Annotated in this window: 12 protein-coding genes and 3 pseudogenes; 4 read left to right on the top strand and 11 right to left on the bottom strand. The window is 64.8% G+C overall.

The features are described from left to right. Positions 1-31: 31 nt before the first annotated feature. The 6 genes and pseudogenes from ACVWYI_RS10400 to ACVWYI_RS10375 form a co-directional block, all read right to left on the bottom strand. Positions 32-2003: pseudogene (locus ACVWYI_RS10400) on the bottom strand (methyl-accepting chemotaxis protein). Between the two features lie 193 nt (positions 2004-2196). After that, entirely contained in the window at positions 2197-3939 is a 1743-nt protein-coding gene (locus tag ACVWYI_RS10395) for a methyl-accepting chemotaxis protein (RefSeq protein ID WP_456661896.1), read from the bottom strand. Positions 3940-4287: 348 nt separating this feature from the next. Further along, on the bottom strand, positions 4288-4539 hold the full coding sequence (locus ACVWYI_RS10390) for a DUF6894 family protein (RefSeq protein ID WP_247340271.1): 252 nt from the start codon (positions 4537-4539) through the stop codon (positions 4288-4290). Positions 4540-4697: 158 nt separating this feature from the next. After that, complete coding sequence (locus ACVWYI_RS10385) at positions 4698-5297, bottom strand: hypothetical protein (RefSeq protein WP_456661895.1); 600 nt, start codon at positions 5295-5297, stop codon at positions 4698-4700. A 112-nt stretch (positions 5298-5409) separates the two neighbouring features. Beyond that, a complete protein-coding gene (gene acuI / locus ACVWYI_RS10380; RefSeq protein ID WP_456661894.1) occupies positions 5410-6396 on the bottom strand; it encodes an acrylyl-CoA reductase (NADPH) in 987 nt (328 codons plus the stop codon). A 39-nt stretch (positions 6397-6435) separates the two neighbouring features. Next, entirely contained in the window at positions 6436-7689 is a 1254-nt protein-coding gene (locus ACVWYI_RS10375; RefSeq protein ID WP_456661893.1) for an MFS transporter, read from the bottom strand. 328 nt (positions 7690-8017) lie between these two features. Here ACVWYI_RS10375 and nadA point away from each other — a divergent pair, with 328 nt between their 5' ends. From nadA to nadC, 3 genes are read left to right on the top strand one after another with little or no spacing between them, the layout of a single operon-like run. After that, positions 8018-9124, top strand: coding sequence for a quinolinate synthase NadA (nadA, locus tag ACVWYI_RS10370; RefSeq protein WP_456661892.1), 1107 nt, complete (start codon positions 8018-8020; stop codon positions 9122-9124). Positions 9125-9133: 9 nt separating this feature from the next. After that, positions 9134-10735, top strand: coding sequence for an L-aspartate oxidase (locus tag ACVWYI_RS10365; RefSeq protein WP_456661891.1), 1602 nt, complete (start codon positions 9134-9136; stop codon positions 10733-10735). A gap of 11 nt (positions 10736-10746) precedes the next feature. After that, positions 10747-11625, top strand: a complete 879-nt coding sequence (gene nadC, locus ACVWYI_RS10360) for a carboxylating nicotinate-nucleotide diphosphorylase (protein ID WP_456661890.1) — start codon at positions 10747-10749, stop codon at positions 11623-11625. Between the two features lie 3 nt (positions 11626-11628). On the opposite strand, the pseudogene ACVWYI_RS10355 reads toward nadC, so the two are convergent. The 3 genes and pseudogenes from ACVWYI_RS10355 to ACVWYI_RS10345 form a co-directional block, all read right to left on the bottom strand. Next, positions 11629-13084 (bottom strand): annotated as a pseudogene (locus ACVWYI_RS10355) (cell wall hydrolase). Positions 13085-13429: 345 nt separating this feature from the next. Next, positions 13430-16398 (bottom strand): annotated as a pseudogene (gene ppdK, locus ACVWYI_RS10350) (pyruvate, phosphate dikinase). Positions 16399-16494: 96 nt separating this feature from the next. Continuing rightward, positions 16495-16650, bottom strand: a complete 156-nt coding sequence (locus ACVWYI_RS10345) for a DUF3096 domain-containing protein (protein ID WP_007594951.1) — start codon at positions 16648-16650, stop codon at positions 16495-16497. A gap of 221 nt (positions 16651-16871) precedes the next feature. Here ACVWYI_RS10345 and ACVWYI_RS10340 point away from each other — a divergent pair, with 221 nt between their 5' ends. Further along, positions 16872-17222 (top strand): DUF1236 domain-containing protein, encoded by a 351-nt coding sequence (locus ACVWYI_RS10340; protein ID WP_247340295.1) that lies wholly within the window; start codon positions 16872-16874, stop codon positions 17220-17222. 251 nt (positions 17223-17473) lie between these two features. Here ACVWYI_RS10340 and glyS read toward each other — a convergent pair whose 3' ends face one another. Both glyS and ACVWYI_RS10330 read right to left on the bottom strand, forming a co-directional pair. Then, positions 17474-19573, bottom strand: coding sequence for a glycine--tRNA ligase subunit beta (gene glyS / locus ACVWYI_RS10335; RefSeq protein ID WP_456661889.1), 2100 nt, complete (start codon positions 19571-19573; stop codon positions 17474-17476). Next, positions 19573-20508: a glycine--tRNA ligase subunit alpha gene (locus tag ACVWYI_RS10330; protein WP_247340297.1), complete on the bottom strand. Its 936-nt coding sequence runs from the start codon at positions 20506-20508 to the stop codon at positions 19573-19575. The genes glyS and ACVWYI_RS10330 overlap by 1 nt, the downstream gene beginning before the upstream one ends. Positions 20509-20661: the final 153 nt, after the last annotated feature.

The following is a 20661-nucleotide window of genomic DNA, read 5'->3' as shown; positions in this document are numbered from 1 at the left end:
GCGTCGCAACATTCAACCGAAGTGGCCGCCGTCATGCAGCCCGCACCGACTCCAGGAAGCGCGCGACCTCGCTCTTCAGCCGGTTGCTCTCCTGCGACAGCGATTGCGCGGCCGAATGCACCTGCGCCGAGGCAGCGCCGGTTTCGCCTGCGCCGCGCTGGACGTCGCCGATATTCGCCGAGACTTGGGAGGTGCCGTGCGCGGCGTGCTGAATGTTGCGGGAGATCTCCTGCGTGGCGGCGCCCTGCTCCTCGACCGCGGCGGCGATGGCCGACGAGATTTCCGACATCCGCGCGATGGTGTCGCCGATCTCCTTGATCGCACCCGACTGAGTCTTGCGTCGCGGTCTGGATCGCACCGATGTGCTGGCTGATTTCGCCGGTGGCTTTCGCAGTCTGCTCGGCGAGCGCCTTCACCTCGGTTGCGACCACGGCAAAGCCCTTGCCGGCTTCGCCCGCCCGTGCCGCCTCGATCGTCGCGTTGAGCGCCAGCAGATTGGTCTGGCTGGCGATGGTGTTGATCAGCTCGACCACGTCGCCAATGCGGGAGGCGGCCTTGGTCAGCTCGGCGACGCGCCCATTGGTGCGCTGGGCCTGCTCGACGGCGACGTCGGCGACACGCGCCGATTCCTGCACCTGACGGCTGATCTCGGAGATCGAGGAGGTCATTTCCTCGCTTGCGGAAGACACCGACTGTACGTTGGCGGAGGCCTCTTCGGAGGCCGCCGCCACGACGGTGGCAAGCCCGCTGCCGCGCTCGGCGGCCTGCGTCAGCGTGTTCGAGGATGCCTCAAGCTCGGTTGCCGCCGACGACACGGTCTCGATGATCTCGCCGACCGCGCCTTCGAAATTGTCGGCGAGCTCCTGCATGTCGGCCTTGCGCTGCTGGCGACCGCGCACATCGGCTGCGACCTGCTCAGTGCGCAGCCGCTCGGTCTCCGCCATGTTGGTCCTGAACACCTCGACGGCACCAGCCATCTCACCGATCTCGTCCCTGCGCCCGATGCCGGGAACGGAAGTCGAAAGCTCGCCGCGCGCAAGCCGCGTCATCGCACCGACCATGCCGGCAAGCGCTTTCGAGATCGAGCGTCCCAGGAGGAAGCCGACCGCGGCGAGTACCACAACGGTGACCCCGAAGGCGACGGCCATCCACAGGCGTACGGAATCGCGGGTCGCAGCTTCCGCCGCCTCGGCCTGCTTATACAGGTCTTCGACTGTGTTGCGCACCTCGATCATACCCGGTTCTAACCCACGGAACGTCTTCATCATGCTGGCGTCGAGTGCCGCGGTTTGCTGCGCCGTCTCCGCCCAGGACGCGAACTCGGACTGATATTTCTGCAGCTCGGCCGTGACCTCGTTCATCGCCTCCGTAGGGATTGCGACGAGCTCTATCGCCTTGGAGAATTCGGCTGCGGCCTTCTTCATCTCGACGATGTATTTTGGGTCGCGCCGCAGCATGAAGTCCTTCTCGTGCCGGCGCATCATCAGCATCCAGCTCGTGGTTCGCGGATCGTCGATCTCCTTGAGCTTGGCCTCGATGTCGTGCACCGCGGCGCGGAGCGAGCCGGACAGGCCCAGGGTCTCATTCAGGCCGAGCCGGGCCTCGGCGCCGACCAGCGCATTGAAGTCCGACGCATAGCGCTTGAAGCCGCCCTGCGCTTCCTTCATCCTCTCGGAGAGCGTACTCATGCCGCCGGCCGTCATCAGCCGCTCGACCTCGTCGAAATCGCGGTTGATCGGGCCGATCAGCTCGGCATGCACCTTGGCGTAGCTCTCGTTTCGGCGCTGCTGAAAGTTCTTCTCGTTGCGCCGGGCCTCCAGCATCTCGATCGAGAGCTGCTTGTTCAGATCGGCGATCGCACGAGCACGGTTGGCGACGGCCCGGGAGGCGTCCTGGGAGAGGCTGCCGATCTGGTAGATTGCGCCGAAGGCGGCGAGACCGACCAGGCCGAAGAGTCCGATGGCCATGACCTTGTGAGTGAGACGGATGGAAAGGCCGCTCATGAATGTGCTCCAATACGTCGATACGCAATACAAGGAGGGCGACTCAGCGCCCGGAATATTGCGGGGATCATGACTGCATCGGTTTTCCGGAAGGTTAACCCTGCGCGGTCTTCGTCACGGCGCCGCAATGTGCCCCCGCGCAAACGCCGCGCTTGTACGCGCGGCGGTTGCAGTTCTCTCAGGACATGCCCCGTCAAGCTGCGCGGACGGTATCGAGGAACTTGCCGACCTCGAGCTTGAGCCGGTTGCTGTCGCCGGACAATGACTGTGCGGCTGCCAGCACCTGCGACGATGCCGAACCGGTCTCGCTCGCGCCGCGCTGCACGTCGGTGATGTTGGACGAGACTTGATGGGTGCCTTCCGCCGCCTGCTGCACGTTGCGGGAAATCTCCTGCGTCGCCGCGCCCTGCTCCTCGACAGCCGCCGCGATGGTCGAGGAAATCTCCGACAGCTTTTCGATGGTGTCGCTGATGTCCCTGATGGCGCCGACCGAATGCTCGGTCGCGGTCTGGATGCTGGCGATCTGCTGGCCAATCTCGCCGGTCGCCTTCGCGGTCTGCTCGGCCAGCGCCTTGACCTCGGAAGCGACCACGGCAAAGCCGCGGCCGGCCTCGCCGGCACGTGCCGCCTCGATGGTCGCATTGAGCGCCAGCAGGTTGGTCTGGCCGGCGATGGTGTTGATCAGCTCGACCACGTCGCCGATCCGCGTCGCGGCCTTGGACAGTTCGCTGACGCGCTCGGTCGTGGTGCGGGCCTGGCCGACGGCCTCGCTTGCCACACGCGCGGATTCCTGGACTTGCCGGCTGATCTCCGTAATCGAAGACGACAGCTCTTCCGTTGCCGACGCCACCGACTGCACGTTGGTCGAGGCTTCCTCCGAGGCTGCCGCAACCACGGTCGTGAGCCGTTGCGTGCGCTCGGCGGTCGAGGTCAGCGTCGTGGCGGACGCTTCGAGCTCGGTCGAGGCCGACGACACCGTTCCGACGATCTCGCCGACGGCGCCTTCGAAACTGTCGGCAAGCTTGCGCATCTCGGCCTTGCGCTGCTCGGCCGCCATCTGGTCCTGCCGCATCTTGGCTTCCGCTTCCTCGCGCGCTTTCTGCTCGGATACCAACTTGAACTTTTCGACCGCGCCGGCAACGCCGCCGACCTCGTCCTTGCGGCCGAGGCCAGGCAGCACCACGGCGAAGTCGCCGCCGGCGAGCTTCTCCATCGCGGCAGTCAGGGCGCGCATGGGACGGGCAATGCTGAAGATCGAGAAGACGCAGGCGCCGATCAGGACGAACGCGACCACCACAGCGGCGATGAACGACGTCCGCGCAACGGACGCAGCCTCTGCTTCCGCCGCCGTGCGCGCCTCTGCACTTTTCTGCTTGGCAAAATTCGTGATCTGGTCGGCGAGTTCCGATATTTCCGCGTTGATCGGAGCCAGCACTTCCTTGCGGATGTGGTCGACCTCAGCAGTCAGCTTTGCCAATTGCGTCGCCGCTTCGCCGTCCTTCTTTGACTCAAGCGCGAGCTCCTGCTTGCGGATCGCCTCGATCTGCTGCGCGCCCTTCTGGAAACTGCCGATCAACACGGTCAGGCGGTCGATACGCTTGTGGTTCTCCGGCGATTGCGAGAGCCTTGCCATTTCACCGGAGAACTTCAGGGCCGCGGTCTGCCGGTCGTTGAAATAGCTGGTGGCCTTCTGCATCTCGGTCGGCGAGCCGGACGTCAGGATGTCGCGAATGCCGATCTGCATTCCCCGCACCGACGCCTTCGCTTCCGCGGCGTTTTGCGCGACCGCCTGCTGTCCCGATGCGCCATTGCTGAGCTTCTGGACCTCGGCGCCTCCGCTCATCTGGAGCAGGATCATCAGCGCGACGAGCGCGAGGGTCAGCGCCGAGGTGATGGCGAGCTTGGTGCCGATTCGCAGGTTCTGAATGAACATCATCGAAAAATCCCCGGGATACGCATTGTCGCCGCGACGAAGCGCGTGAATAGCGTGGGAGACTAGTCTGCGAGCTTTCCATTAACGTTAAGCGGGAGGCGACACCGCTTGGGTAGAAATACTGAATATGCAGCTCCAATTGCAGGATTATCGCAACCATTCCGCGCAATCGAAACATGCTTCGCGAATTTACGGAGGTCACGTGCGTTAACATCGATCCCTTGCGCGAGCGCGTCATCGCTGACGGAGCGGATTTCGCGTTCGGCTTGCATCTGGGCGCGATGCCGCCGTCAGGCGGCGCGCACGGTGTCGGGGACAACCGCCGCGATGGTCACCCGCTCGCCCCGCAGGTCAGTCGATGCGGTTGGGAAGCGGATGGCTCTCACCGACGAGACTGATACGAAACACCGGCTTCTTGTTCTCGTCGAGCAGCTCCATGCGCCACTCGGCGTTCGGCTTCAGGCTGCGCGAGATGCCGCCGAGCAAATTGGCGCAGACCTCGGTCATCTCGGTCCAGGCCGCGGCACGATCCTCGAACTCGTATGGCTGGTCGGCAGCGCCGGAATAGCGGCCCGTGCTGATACGGAAGAAATACAGCGACATCGTCGAACCCTTTTATCGGGCCGCGCCTCCCGGCCGTAGGCAAATTGGGGCGCGAACAGCTACCAACGCATAAAAGCCGCCGCCCGTATGACTACGGCGCGGCGGCTTCGTGTCCGACGGCAGCTCTCAACGACAAAGTGCGCGGACTGTCAGCAAACTCACTGGGTCGAGCGGCGCAGCTCCAGCGGGGCGTCGTTCTTGGCGGGCTCTGATCTGGCTTCCGGCTTCACCGGCTCGAGCCGGCTGCTCTCGACGCGCGGGGTCTCGACGCGCGCGGCGACTTCGGTATTGGACGCACCGACCGAACCCGCGTGTTCCGAGGTGCGCAGCGAGCGCGGCCGCGCCGCGGCGCGCGCCATCAGCATTTGGTTGCCGCCCTGGTGATGGAAGTCGCAATAGGCGAAGCCCATCCCCGACACCGAGCCGCGGAAACTGCGATCGTCGGTCTTTTCAAGGTTGAAACAGGGCTCGAACGGAATGCCCTTGATCGAGGCGCAGACGTTCTGGCCGCGGATCTGAAGCGTGTTGCCGGGCAGGCGGAGATGCTTCACCGGACCTGCGCCCGAGAACTGCACGGCGCCGGCGGCGCCGAGGTCGTCCATGATGCGGCCCGCGCCGCGGGTGCCGTCAAAACAGGTGAAAGCAAACACCTTGCCGGCGACGAAGCGGCGCGCCTCGTCGGCGTTCATGCTTCCAGCAATGGCCGGCGCAAATGTCGCTACCGCCGTGACCGCCCCCAACACAATACGCGCAAGCATGCTCAACTCCGAACCAACCCCGCAGCGGGCTATGCCTTGTCCCTTTACCTGCTGCTTACCATACTAACCATGGCGACATTGAAGCAGCTTGGTTGGTAAAGTCTGAACGTCGTTAGACAATTTTTACCACGATGCGACCGCGGACCTGGCCGGCGAGGATTTTCGCGCCCCACTCGGAAACTTCGGAAAGCGAAATTTCGTGAGTGATTTCAGCTAGTTTTGTCCGATCCAGATCGGACGCCAGGCGTTGCCAGGCGGCTTTCCGCGGCTCGATCGGGCACATCACGGAATCGATGCCGAGAAGGCACACCCCGCGCAAAATGAAGGGTGCGACAGAAGACGGCAGGTCCATGCCGGCAGCCAGGCCGCACGCCGCGATCGCGCCGCCGTACTTCGTCATCGACAGCAGATTCGCGAGCGTGGTCGAGCCGACACTGTCGACGCCACCCGCCCAGCGTTCCTTGCCAATGGGCTTGGCCGCTGCCGACAATTCGTTGCGGTCGATCACCTCAGTTGCGCCGATCTCCTTCAGATAGTCGGCTTCGGACGCACGGCCGGTGGACGCGATGACGTGATAACCGAGCTTCGAGAGCACGGCGGTCGCAACCGAGCCGACGCCGCCGGCCGCGCCCGTCACCACGACCGGACCACTCTTCGGCGACAGCCCGTGCTTCTCCAGCGCCAGCACGGACAGCATCGCGGTGAAGCCGGCGGTGCCGATCGCCATGGCGTCGCGCGCCGACAGGCCCTGCGGCAAGGCGACCAGCCAGTCGCCCTTCACCCGCGCCCTCTCGGCATAGGCGCCGAGATGGGTCTCGCCCATGCCCCAGCCGGTGCAGACAACCTTGTCGCCCGCCTTCCACTGCGGATGCGAGGACTGCTCGACCGTGCCGGCGAAATCGATGCCGGCAATCATCGGGAAGCGGCGCACCACCGGCGCCTTGCCGGTGAGCGCGAGGCCGTCCTTGTAGTTCAGCGTCGACCATTCCACACGAATGGTGACGTCGCCCTCCATCAGCTCAGCTTCGTCGAACTGCGTAAGCTGCGCGATGGTGCCCTTGTCCGCCTTGTCGATCCGGATCGCCTTGAAATTGGCCATAGCAAAACTCCCTGACTTGTTTCGGGGATGTTTAGCCGATCAGGCAGGCTGCGCAACCGCTCGGACGACAGGTTTCTCCACGATCGGAAGATTGATCAGCGCGGAGAGCACGCCAAACAGGATCGAGAGCCACCAGATCGGCGTGTAGGAACCGAACCGCTCGAATACGATGCCGCCGAGCCAGACGCCGAGGAAGCCGCCGACCTGATGGCTGACGAAGGCAAAGCCATAGAGGGTGGCGAACCAGCGCGTGCCGAACATCAATGCGACCAGCGCCGAGGTCGGCGGCACCGTCGACAGCCACGTCAGGCCCGAGACCGCACCGAACGCGATCGCCGAGAACGGCGTGATCGGGAACGAGATGAAGGCAAGCGTCGCAAGCGCGCGGGTAAAATAGATGGTCGAGAGGATGTAGCGCTTGGGTAGTGAGTTCTGGAGATAGCCGACGCTCAGCGATCCCATGATGTTGAACAGGCCGATCGCCGCGATCACCCAGCCGCCGGTTTGCGTGGAGATGCCGCTATCGACCAGGAAGGCCGGCAGATGCACGGTGATGAAGGCGAGCTGGAAGCCGCAGGTGAAGAAGCCGAGCACCAGCAGCACGTAGGAGCGATGGCCGAAGGCCTCCGCAAGTGCTTTGGTGAAGGTCTGCTCGTCCGCTGGCGCCGCGGTGGCGGTGCTTGCGACCGGTGGAGTCGAGAGCGCCAGCGACAGCGGGATGATCAGCAGCATCAGGAAGCTGAACACGGTGAGCGCCTGCTGCCAGCCGAAATTGTCGATCAGCGCCACGCCGATCGGCGCGAACAGAAACTGCCCGAACGAGCCCGCCGCGGTGCCGGCGCCAAGCGCAAGGCCGCGCTTTTCCGCCGGCAGCAGCTTGGTGAACGCCGACAGCACCAGATTGAACGAGCAGCCGGCAAGGCCGAAGCCAACCATGACGCCCGCACCGATGTTGAGCGACAGTGGCGTCGAGGAATAGCGCATCAGGAGCAGGCCGCCGGCATAGAGCAGAGCGCCGACGCACATCACCCGGAACAGGCCGAAGCGATCGGCGACTGCGCCGGCGACGGGCTGGCCCAGTCCCCACAGCAAATTCTGAAAAGCGATGGCGAGGCCGAACACGTCGCGGCCCCAGGCGAACTCGTGGCTCATCGGCTGCACGAAGAAGCCGAGCGCCGAGCGCGGGCCGAAGCCGAGCATGCCGATCGCGCAGCCGCAGAGAATGATGATCGCCGGCGTGCGCCAGGAGGAGGAACGCGAAACCGGACCGAGCTTGCCCATCTGCGTCGACATGGTGTTCCTCGTCTGTTGTTGGCGGATCCGGAATAGTCAGCCGCGAGAGAGGCGTTTAATGCAGATGCATGAAAATCCCAAGTCAAAAATGATTGCGTTCCACGAAGGGCTGACGCGGGAGCATTGCGTTCGCCGAGACCTCTTGGGCGAGTCGCGCCACGCCTTGACGAGAATGTGTGCGGCGGGACCTAGCGACCCTCTCCACGACGTGTTATCTTCGATTTACTCAGACTGAGCATATCGGATGCTCCACCCGGCCTCTCGGCCGGATTTCTCGGGCTCTATATATACTCATACTGAGTATAAATGACATGCACGGGAGGCTTCGATGCCGCTAACTGGAATTTACGGCCCCGACGACTTTGCCAACCGGCCGCAGGGCCAGGTCACCACCTCGCCCCGGGCCGCGCCGGCGCGAACTGGACCTCCGCTGCCGATGCCTTCGCTGGAATGGACGCCGGAGGTCGAGCGCGCCACCGCGCCGCTCTATGAGCGCGTCAAGCACGTGATCGCGCCAATCGAGTGGCCGCTGATGGCGCCGACCATCAAGGCGATCAACGAGCTGAAGCGCGCGCGGGGCGCGGTGATCCTCGCGCACAATTACCAGGCGCCGGAGATCTTCCACTGCGTCGCCGACATCGGCGGCGATTCACTCCAGCTCGCGGTCGAAGCCACCAAGGTGAAAGCCGACATCATCGTCCAGTGCGGCGTGCACTTCATGGCGGAGACGGCGAAGCTGCTCAATCCGGACAAGATGGTGCTGATCCCTGATACGCGCGCCGGCTGCTCGCTCGCCGCCAGCATCACCGGCGCGGACGTTCGCCTGCTGCGCGAAAAATTTCCCGGCGTGCCTGTCGTTGCCTATGTCAACACCTCCGCGGAGGTGAAGGCCGAAGTCGACATCTGCTGCACCTCGTCGAACGCAGTGCAGGTGGTCGAGAGCCTGGGCGTGCCAAGCGTGATCTTCCTGCCCGATCGCTATCTCGCCACCTACGTGGCTTCGAAGACCGACGTGAAGATCATCGCCTGGAAGGGCGCCTGCGAGGTGCACGAGCGCTTTACGGGCGCGGAGCTGCGCAGTTACCGCGAGGCCGATCCCTCCGTGCAAATCATCGCGCATCCCGAATGCCCGCCGGACGTGCTGGCTGAGGCCGACTTCACGGGCTCGACCGCGCATATGATCAACTGGGTGCGCGAAAAGCGGCCGAGGCGGCTGGTGATGATCACGGAATGCTCGATGGCCGACAATGTGCGCGCCGAGCTCCCCGATGTGGAGATGCTGCGCCCCTGCAATATCTGCCCGCACATGAAGCGCATCACGCTCGCCAACATTCTGGAGAGCCTGCTGACGCTCCGCGAGGAGGTGACGATCGATCCCGCGCTCGCGGAACGCGCAAGGCGTTCGGTCGAGCGGATGATCAATCTGAAGAATTGAGAGCACGACATGCAAGATAACATCCATAACCTCACCCGTTCCGACGACGTCGTCATCGTCGGTGGCGGGCTTGCCGGATTGTTCTGCGCGCTAAAACTCGCGCCGCGACCGGTGACATTGATCTCGGCCGCGCCGCTGGGACAGGGCGCGTCGTCCGCATGGGCGCAAGGCGGCATCGCGGCGGCAGTGGCCGAAGGCGATACGCCGGAAGCACATGCTGCGGATACGATTGCGGTCGGCGGCGGCCTCGTCGACAAAGCGGTGGCACTGGGGATCGCGCGCGAGGCCGCGCCGCGGATTCACGATCTTCTCGCCTATGGCGTGCCGTTCGACCGCGATCTCGAAGGCAAGCTCGCAGTCGGGCGCGAAGCCGCACACTCCGCGCGGCGCATCGTGCACGTGCGAGGCGATGGTGCGGGGGCGGCCATCATTGCGGCGCTGAGCGATGCCGTGCGGCGCACGCCGTCGATCCGACTGATCGAAGGTCTCGTCGCCGAAGCATTGTTGACGGAGCATGGCGCCGTCACCGGCCTTCAATTGCGCGAAGCCGGCAATTTCGCCGCCCAGCCGGTCCTGCTCGCCGCGCGCACGGTGGTGCTCGCCACCGGCGGCATCGGACATCTCTATGCCGCCACCACCAATCCGCACGAGGCCAGCGGATCCGGTCTTGCGATCGCCGCGCGCGCGGGCGCGGTGATTGCAGATCCCGAGTTCGTGCAATTCCACCCGACCGCCATCATGGCCGGACGCGATCCGGCGCCGCTCGCGACTGAAGCTCTGCGCGGCGAAGGCGCGACGCTGATCAACGGCCATGGCGAGCGTTTCATGGCCGCGCGCCATCCGCTTGCCGAGCTCGCACCGCGCGACATCGTGGCTCGCGGCGTATTCGCGGAGATCGCGGGCGGGCGCGGCGCCTTCCTCGATGCGCGGCAAGCGCTGGGCGCGCGCTTCGCCGAAAGATTTCCAACGGTGCATGCGAGCTGCATCGCCGCCGGCATCGATCCCGCCACGCAGGCCATCCCTATCGCACCGGCGGCGCACTATCACATGGGTGGCATCGCGGTGGACGATCGCGGCCGCAGCTCGATCGACGGGCTCTGGGCCGGCGGCGAAGTGTCGTCCACCGGCGCGCATGGTGCCAATCGCCTCGCCTCGAATTCGCTGTTGGAGGCCGTGGTCTACGCCGCGCGCATCGCCGACGACATCGCCGGGCGCACGATCCCCTCGCCTGCCCGTCTTTCGGACGTGGTGACGCCGCGCGGCGGCGCGCCGGATGCTGCGGCGGTGAAGCGGCTGCGGACGATGATGAGCGCGCATGTCGGTGTGATCCGCGACGGCGACGGGCTCGCGGAAGCGGTTCGCAGCTTCGCCACGCTCGAACGCGAGGCCACGAGCATCGCAGTCTGCAACATGGCAACGGCAGCCCTGCTTGTGGCGGCTTCCGCCTGGAACCGGCGCGAGAGCCGTGGCGCGCATTTCCGGTCCGACCATCCGGCCGATGTACCTGCGCTGGCACGACGCACCATGACCACGCTCTCGGCGACACGCGAGCTCTCGGACAGCTTGACCGAACGTCCGACCCCACGCACCGCACAACCTATAATCGCCTGAAGGAAAACCCCATGATCGCCCCGACTTCTCGGCTCTATCCCGACGCCTTCCTCTCCCCGCTCGCGATCGACGAGGCCGTGCAGCGCGCGCTCGACGAGGATCTCGGCCGCGCCGGCGATATCACCTCGGTGGCGACGATTCCCGAAGCAACCAAGGCGCAGGCGATCCTGGTCGCGCGCCAGTCCGGCGTGATCGCCGGCTTGCCGCTGGCGCTCGCAACCTTGCAAAAGCTCTCGTCCGACATCGAGGTGCGCGCACATGTTCGCGACGCCGCGCGCGTCGCCCGCGGTCAGCAGGTGCTGACGATCTCTGGACCGGCACGCGCCATTCTCACGGCGGAGCGGACCGCGCTGAATTTCGTCGGCCGCCTGTCGGGCGTTGCGACGCTCACGGCGGACTACGTTGCGCGCACCGAAGGCACCAGGATGCGGATCTGCTGCACGCGAAAGACCACGCCGGGATTGCGGGCACTGGAGAAATATGCGGTGCGCTGCGGCGGCGGCTTCAATCACCGCTTCGGCCTCGACGATGCGATCCTGATCAAGGACAATCACATCGCGGTCGCCGGCGGCATCCGCCCCGTGCTCGAGCGCGCCCGCGCCCATGCCGGCCATCTCGTCAAGATCGAGATCGAGGTCGATACGCTGTCGCAGCTGCGCGAGGTGCTCGACACCGGCCTCGCCGATGCCGTCCTGCTCGACAACATGGACAATGCGACGCTGCGCGATGCGGTCAGGCTCAACGAGGGGCGCCTCAAACTGGAGGCCTCCGGCGGCGTCACGCTGGATTCGATCGCTGCGATCGCAGCGACCGGCGTTGATTACGCGTCGGCAGGCGCGTTGACGCATTCGGCGCCGAATTTCGATTGCGCGTTGGACATCGAAGCTTAGCGGCTACCGCCGCTCGGTCGCGCCCATCTCGGCGGAGCTCTTGGCTTCCTGGGTGAGCTCGGCGGAGAGCGCGGCGGTTTGCGCCGGGGTGCCCCAGCTCGGCTCCTCGCTGCCGTCGCCCCAGGCGCGCGGGCGATAGAAGGTGTGGACGCCGGTCTTGTACATCTTCTTCATCTCGGCGACCCAGGACGGGCGCACCCAATAGGCGTGGTAGTGCGTCGACTTGCCGACTTCGGGCAGCCAGATCTGGCCGTCGAGCATCGCCTTCGAGATTTTCTTCGCACGCTCCCACATCTCGGGTTCGCGGATCACGTCGGCGTTGTTGTCGCAGGCGAAGGTGAACTGGCAGGCGAGATGGCGATGCTTGTTCTGATAGACCGCGCCGCACACGGTATCTGGATATTTGCCGGAGAACACGCGGTTCATCACCACCTGCGCAACCGCCATCTGGCCGCGCACGGCCTCGCCGCGCGATTCAAAGTAGACAGCCTCCGCGAGGCACTTCTCGGACTTCGCGCGCGACTTGTCGTCGAGTGCGAGCCGCTCCGCCGGCGATCTGGCGCGCTGGTTGTCGACGTTGACCTCGCCCTTCGGCGCGACGCTCTCGCCGCTCTCGATGTCCTTCGCAATCTCCTCCGTCGGCGGCGTCAACGAGGCCGTCACCTTCATGTCAGGGTCGGGCATCACGATCAGCGGCTCGGCACCGGGCTGCCAGCTCTCGATGCTCTCGACATTGCCGCCGAGCGAGGAGCTGCCGAAGAACAGGTTCGATGTCTTGACTCGGAATGGATCGCGCGGCGGTGCAGCCGGAATGGTGGCCTGCTTCAGCGATTCGAGCGGCTGGAGCGCGAGCGAGCGCGCAGCGTCACTGGCTCGTGGCGCAATGGTGTATTGCGGCAGCGGCGGCGCACGCAGTGCTTCCGCGAGCTCGGGATCGAGCGCGGCCGCGGACTCCGGCGACATCGCTTGTGGCAGCGCGACGGTCTTGGCGCCGAACACCGAGCTGTTCGAGGTCGCGGGATCTTCCTGCGCGGGCGCTGCCGTCGGCGCGCTCGCCTCGGGAACCTGCGTCGGTGTGATCGTTGCGAGACGATCACCCTTCATGGAGCGATCGACCTTGGGAAAATCAGAGGCTTGGTAGCGGGGCGGCGCCTGAAGCGCCGGATTGCGGTTGATCGCGCCGGTGACGTCGCGGCCATCCGAGGCTTGCGAGGCGAACCATCGTGCTCTGCGGAACCGAAGTGCCGATCGGCCGCGAAAAGCTGTAGGTGGCGAGCTGTATGGAGGACGCAGCAGAGAACACCTGCTTTTGCCAGCGCTCAGCGACGCCGGGTTGGCGCGCCAGCAGCGAGGCAATGTCCTGATAGCCGGTCTCTCTCGGCATCAATGCGAAGATGCAGAGACCGATGCCGAAGGACGCGAACCGCGCGCCCTTCGGATGGTTACGCAACAAAAACATCGCTACGCTCACGCTACGCTTACGCTAGAAAAATCGAGCAGCAGTACATCCGTGCAATTCGATCTTTATCGTGAGTATCTAATTTAGGTTGCCGGGGCGTTAATCGACGTTGCGCATGCGGCACACGCAAGCGATCTCAGGTGTTTTCACGGAGCGACGATGCGCATTGGTAAATGCGGCCTCACGCGACAAGGTAAACAATTGGTCAACGCGAATGGTGAAGGAACTCTTGCGCGCACGTATCCTTACGCGAGGCGCGCGGTTCCCTCCCCGACGTTGTGCTTCAAATGAAAGAGGCGGGGTTTTGCCCCCGCCTCCTTCGCTGTCAATATTCGACTCTTCGATTTACGCCTGGCTCGCGACCGCCTTGCCGAGCGCGGCTTGCGCCGCGGCGAGGCGGGCGATCGGGACCCGGTAGGGCGAGCAGGAGACATAGTCGAGGCCGATCGCGTGGCAGAAGGCGACTGAGGCCGGATCGCCGCCGTGCTCACCGCAGATTCCGACCTTGAGCGAGGCGCGCGTCTTGCGGCCGCGCGCGACGCCAATCTTGACGAGCTCGCCGACGCCTTCCTGGTCGAGCGCCACAAAGGGATCGACCAACAGGATGCCCTTCGTCACGTACGGACCGAGGAAGCTCGCCGCGTCGTCACGGCTGATGCCGTACGTCGTCTGCGTGAGGTCGTTGGTGCCGAACGAGAAGAACTCGGCACTCTCCGCGATCTCGCCCGCGAGCAGGCAGGCGCGCGGCAACTCGATCATGGTACCGACCTGATAGGTTAGCTTGGTGTTGGTGTCGCGCATCACCGCCTTCGCGGTGGAATCGATCCGCGCCTTGACGAGATCGAGCTCCATCTTGGTGGCAATCAGCGGCACCATCACCTCGAGGCCGACGGCCTTGCCGGTGCGCTTCTCGGCCTCGACCGCCGCCTCGAAGATCGCGCGCGCCTGCATTTCGGCGATCTCGGGATAGGCGATCGCGATACGGCAGCCGCGGAAGCCGAGCATCGGATTGAACTCCGACAGCTCGCGCGCGCGGTCGGCCAGGCGCCGCGGGTCGGTGTTCATGGCGCGCGCCACTTCCTCGACCTCGGCATGGGTGTGCGGCAGGAACTCGTGCAGCGGCGGATCAAGCAAGCGGATCGTGACGGGCAGGCCCTTCATGATCTCGAACAGCTCGACGAAGTCGGCGCGCTGCATCGGCAGCAGTTTTGCCAGCGCGGCGCGGCGCGACTGCTCGTCCTCTCGGAGAGGATCATCTCGCGCACCGTGCGGATGCGCGTTTCCTCGAAGAACATGTGCTCGGTGCGGCAGAGGCCGATGCCTTCCGCGCCGAACTTGATCGCGGTGTGCGCGTCCTCCGGCGTGTCGGCGTTGACGCGCACGCCGAGCTTGCGGACCTGGTCGGCCCATTTCATCAGCGTGCCGAACTCGCCGGACAGCTCCGGCTCGATCATCGGCATGCGGCCGGCGAGCACCTGGCCGAGCGAGCCGTCGATGGTGATGACGTCGCCGGTCTTGTAGGTACGCGAGCCGATGCTCATGGTGCCGCGGCCGTAATCGACGCGGATGGTGCCACAGCCGGAGACGCAGGGCTTGCCCATGCCGCGCGCGACCACCGCAGCATGCGAGGTCATGCCGCCGCGGGTCGTCAGGATGCCTTCGGCGGCATGCATGCCGTGAATGTCTTCGGGGCTGGTCTCGATGCGGACCAGAATCACCTTGCGTCCGTCGGCCTGAAGGTTGGCCGCCTCGTCCGAGGAGAACACGATCTCGCCGGAAGCCGCACCCGGCGAGGCCGGCAGGCCGGTCGCGATCACGTCGCGCTTGGCGTTGGGATCGATGGTCGGATGCAGCAGCTGGTCGAGCGAGGCGGGGTCGACCCGTGTCACCGCTTCCTTCTTGGTGATCAGGCCTTCATTGGCGAGCTCGACCGCGATGCGCAGCGCCGCTTTCGCAGTGCGCTTGCCGCCGCGGGTCTGGAGCATCCAGAGCTTGCCCTGCTCGACCGTGAACTCCATGTCCTGCATGTCGCGGTAGTGCTTCTCGAGCTGCGTGTAGATCCGCGTCAGCTCCTTGAAGGCCTCCGGCATCGCGGATTCCATCGACGCCTTGTCGGAGCCGGAGTCCTTTCGCGCTTCCTCGGTGATGTCGTGCGGCGTGCGGATGCCCGCCACCACGTCCTCACCTTGCGCGTTGATCAGGAACTCGCCGTAAAGCTTGCTCTCGCCGGTCGACGGGTTGCGGGTGAAGGCAACGCCGGTTGCCGAGGTCTCGCCCATGTTGCCGAACACCATGGCCTGCACGTTGACGGCGGTGCCCCAGGATTCCGGAATGTCGTGCAGCTTGCGGTAGGTCACCGCGCGCGCGTTCATCCAGGAAGAAAACACCGCGCCGATCGCGCCCCAGAGCTGGTCGTGCGGATCCTGCGGAAAATTCTTGCCGGTCTCGCGCGCGACTGCGTCCTTGTATTTGCCGACCAGATCGACCCAGTCATCGGCGGTGAGGTCGGTGTCGAGCGTGTAGCCCTGGCCGTCCTTGAACGTGTCGAGGATTTCCTCGAAATGATGATGCTCGAAGCCGAGCACCACGTCCGAATACATGGTGATGAAGCGGCGATAGCTGTCATAGGCGAAGCGGCGGTCGCCCGACAGTTCCGACAGCGCTTCCACGGTCTCGTCGTTGAGGCCGAGATTGAGCACGGTGTCCATCATGCCCGGCATCGAGGCGCGGCCGCCGGAGCGAACCGAAACGAGCAGCGGGTTCCTGGAATCGCCGAAGCTCTTGCCGGTCAACTTGCCGACATGCGCGAGCGCCTTCTCAACCTGCGACTGCAATTCCTTCGGGTAGGATTTGTCGTGCGCGTAGAAATAGGTGCAGACCGAGGTTGGGATGGTGAAGCCCGGAGGCACCGGCAGGCCGAGATTGGCCATCTCGGCGAGGTTGGCGCCCTTGCCGCCGAGCAGGTCGCGCATCTCCGCTTTGCCTTCGGCCTTGCCGTCCCCGAACGTATAGACCCACTTGCCGGCCTTGGCCGTAACAGGCGCTGCCTTGGCCGGCGCAGCCTTGCTCGGCGCGGGCTTCACGGCGACCTTCGGCGCAACCGGTTTGGTCGGTGCCTTTGAAGCACGCTTGGAAACAGTCTTGGAAACGGTCTTGGCGGCAGGCTTCACAGCCGGCTTGGCAGCGGGTTTCACAGCGGCCTTGGCCACCGGCTTCGGGGCGCTCTTGGCAAGTGCCTTGCGGGCCACCGGCGCGGCTTTCGCCTTGGCGGAGGACTTTGATTTCGCTGGGATTTTCGAGGCGGCTTTGGCCATAGCTTGCACACAACCTGCGAGAGGAATGGGTAATGGCGCGCCTTACACCACTTTGGGCAGGCCCGCGCAAGTCGAAGAGTTCCGGAGAATGAAGGCCTAGAGATGGAGCCACTTCAACAATCCGAGCCCGATCGCACCATTTATGATGAGAAAAATCGCGACGATCAGGTTCAGGAGGCGCGGCATGATCAGGATGAGCACGCCCGCAAGCAGCGACAGGATTGGCGAGATGTGGGCGACGGTGATGTGCATGAATTGTCTTTCCGTGGGTGGGGCGAATCGCGGCCGGATCATAGCGGACCGGGTTCCGCGGGTAGAGACGCACGGCCGACGTGGGAGTTCCCGGCTCCGCGAAAACTGCCCGAAAATGCCGCGAATGCGGCAGGTGTTTTCCGGAACATCGCGAAGACGCGCGCATTGGCAACCGGTTGCGCCGCTGGCGCTTCCCGAAAACCTTCTCGAAGGAGTTGCACATGCGGAACAGGATTCTTGCTCTTGCAGCGCTCGCGGCCGCGATCGGCTCGCCCCTTGCGGCGCAGGCGCAAAGCGGCACGGTGGGACGCGCACCCGTCGTCGTCGACAGCGGCCCGACCATTCCGGTCGAACAGCGGCCGGCTTTCCGCGACTATGTCGTCGAACAACGTGTGCCGGCTTTCCGTATCCCCGATCGCGTTGTGGTCGGTGCCACCTTACCCGAAAGCGGCGTCACCTACTATGACGTGCCGCAACGTTTTGGCGCCACCACCTATCGCTACACCGTCGTGAACGGCGAGACCGTGCTGGTCGAGCCGCGCTCGCGGCGCATCGTCGAGGTGATGGACTAACGCTTTCAACGATCAACTAGATGTCCGGCGCGTCACATCAATCAGGCTGACGCGAGCAGTGTAATCGGACATCTGGCCCTGCCCGGTCTTCCCCCCGCCGGGCGGGGCTTTTTTGTGCATCTCGTGTGCGTGCTCGTGTCCCGGGCAAGCGAAGCGCGACCCGGGACCCAGAAGCTCCAAGTCCCCGCGGTACGCGCCCCGGCTCTGCAGCGCACCGCAAAGATGCGCTGCGCTGCGTCCGGGGCACGAGATCAATCCTGGATCTTCGAGAAATCCGCCACCGCACGCGTGGCGCTGCGGATTTCGTTCAGCAGCTTGAGGCGGTTCTCGCGCACCTTCGCATCGTCGTCGTTGACCCGAACTTTCTCGAAGAACGCATCGACCGGCGGCCGCAGCTTTGCCATCGCACTCATCGCAGCGGCAAAATCTTCCTTGGCGACGGCAGCACTGGCTTCCGCCTGCACCTCGCCGATTGCCTTCGCCAACGCCTTTTCCTCGTCGAGGCTGTAAAGCGCAGCATCCGGCGCACCGTCGAAGCTGCGCTTGTCCTTCTTCTCCTCGATGCCGAGAATATTGCTGGCGCGCTTGATACCGGCGAGCAGGTTCTTGCCGTCGTCGGACTCGAGGAATTTGCCCAGCGCCTCGACGCGGCGAACGATCATCAGGAGATCGTCCTGACCACCGAGCGCGAACACGGCGTCGACGAGATCGTGACGCGCGCCCTGTTCGCGGAGCTGGACCTTCAAGCGGTCGGCGAAGAAAGCCAACAGGTCGCTCGGAAGCTTCTGCGCATCGGCAGGCTTCACGGACAAGCCGGCGAGTGCGGACGCCGCCACCTTCATGAGCGACAGACGCAGTGCGTTCTCGGCGATCAGCCTGATCACACCCAGCGCTGCGCGACGCAGCGCATACGGGTCCTTGCTCCCCGTCGGCTTCTCATCGATGGCCCAGAAGCCAACGAGCGTGTCGAGCTTGTCGGCGAGCGCCACTGCGACGCTGACCGGATCGGTCGGCACGCGATCAGCAGGGCCTTGCGGCTTGTAGTGCTCTTCGCAGGCGGCGGCGACGGAAGCGTCCTCGCCTTGGGCCAGCGCGTAGTACTTGCCCATCAGGCCCTGCACCTCGGGGAATTCGCCGACGACTTCGGTCAGCAAATCCGCCTTCGCTAGATGCGCGGCGCGCGTCGCTTTGGCGACATCGGCGCCGACCAGTGGGGCGATCTCGGCGGCGAGGCGTTCAATCCGCTTGATGCGCGCGGCCTGCGTCCCGAGCTTCTCGTGGAACACGATCTGCTCGAACTTCGGAAGCCGATCCTCGAGCTTCGTCTTCAGGTCGGTCTCATAGAAGAATTTCGCATCCGACAGCCGCGGGCGGATCACGCGTTCGTTGCCGGCGACGATGGTCTTGCCGCCGTCCGCCGCCTCGATATTGGCGGTGAGGACAAACTTATTGGTCAGCTTGCCGGTCTTGGAATCCTTGACGACGAAGCACTTCTGGTTGTTGCGGATGGTGGCGCGGATCACCTCTTCGGGGATCGCGAGATATTCCGCTTCGAACGATCCCATCATGACGACCGGCCATTCGACGAGACCGGACACTTCGTCCAGCAGCACCTGATCTTCGACGAGCTCGAACCCTTGCGCGAATGTCAGCTCCTTGGCATCGGCAAAGATGATATCCTTGCGCGTCTGCGGATCGAGGATGACTTTTGCAGCCTTCAGCTTGGCCTCGTAGTCCTCGAACCGGCGCACGCTTATCGCGTCAGGCGCCATGAAGCGATGACCGTAGGTGGTCTGGCCGGTCTCAATGCCGTCCACCGAGAATTTGACGACATCGGGCTCTTCGGTCTCGGGCCCGAAGGTCGCGGTGATCGCGTGCAGCGGGCGCACCCAGCTCAGCGAACCCGGTTTCCCCGAGCGCGCGCCCCAGCGCATCGATTTCGGCCAGGGGAAGGTGCGGATGATCACCGGGAGGATTTCTGCGAGTACGTCGATCGCGTCGCGGCCGGGCTTTTCGATCAGCGCGATGTAGAAATCGCCCTTCGGGTCGCGCTGGATCTTGGCTTCGTCGAGCGATGTCAGACCCGTCGCTTTCAGAAAACCCTGCACGGCCGCATCGGGCGCGCCCATTTTCGGTCCGCGGCGTTCGGTCTTCAGATCGGGCTGGCGCGCGGGGATGCCGTGCACGGTGAGCGCGAGGCGGCGTGGCGTCGCGAACGCCTTCGCGCCCTCGTAGACGAGGCCTTCGGCGACGAGCTTGTCGGTGACCATGCGGCGCAGATCGTCGGCCGCCTTGGCCTGCATGCGCGCGGGGATTTCTTCCGAGAACAGTTCAAGCAAGAGATCGGGCATCAGGCCGCTCCGCCCGCTTCAGTATGGATCCAGGCCTCGCCGCAAGCCTTGGCCAGCTCGCGCACGCGAAGAATGTAGCTCTGCCGCTCGGTCACCGAGATCACGCCGCGCGCATCGAGCAGGTTGAAGACGTGACTCGCCTTGATGCACTGGTCATAGGCCGGCAGCGCCATCAGATGCGCCTCGCGCTTGCTATCCTTCCAACCGGCGTCGAGATATTTCCTGCAGGCAGTCTCGGCCATCTTGAATTGCTCGAACAGCATCGCGGTGTCGGCAACTTCGAAATTGTGCTTCGAATATTCCCGCTCGGCCTGCAGGAAGACGTCGCCATAGGTGACCTTGGCGTCACCATCGCGGCCGTTGAAGTTGAGGTCGTAGACGCGATCGACGCCCTGCACATACATCGCGAGGCGTTCGAGCCCGTAGGTGAGCTCGCCCGCGACCGGCGCGCATTCGACACCCGCGACCTGCTGGAAATAGGTGAACTGGCTCACTTCCATGCCGTCGCACCAGCACTCCCAGCCGAGGCCCCAGGCGCCCAGCGTCGGGCTCTCCCAATCGTCCTCGACGAAGCGGATGTCGTGCACGGCGGAATCGATGCCGATCGCGGCGAGCGACTTCAGGTACAGCTCCTGAAGGTTCGGCGGCGACGGCTTCATGATCACCTGGAACTGGTAGTAGTGCTGCATCCGGTTCGGATTCTCGCCATAGCGGCCGTCCTTGGGCCGGCGCGAGGGCTGCACATAGGCCGCGTTCCAGGGCTTTGGCCCGAGCGCGCGCAGCGTGGTGGCCGGATGGAAGGTGCCCGCACCCATCTCCATGTCGTAGGGCTGCAGGATCACGCAGCCCTGCTCGGCCCAGAACCGCTGGAGCGCAAGGATAAAACCCTGGAACGAGCGTTCCGGGCGCATATGGGCGGGCAATGAGGCGTCCATCGTCAGATCAGGCTCTCGCGGGGGTTTGAATCGCGCGGGACCGTATCGACGGCAGGGGTGGGAATCAAGGCAGGCTGGGTTCTTAACCTCCCCCGGAAGCGGGAGAGGTCGGCGCTCGCCGACGATGCGAAGCATCGTCCCGAGAGCGCCGGG

Source organism: Bradyrhizobium sp. LB13.1 (genome assembly GCF_054056815.1).
Note: the sequence above shows the minus strand (reverse complement) of the source record. Positions and strands in the feature narration are given on the sequence as shown.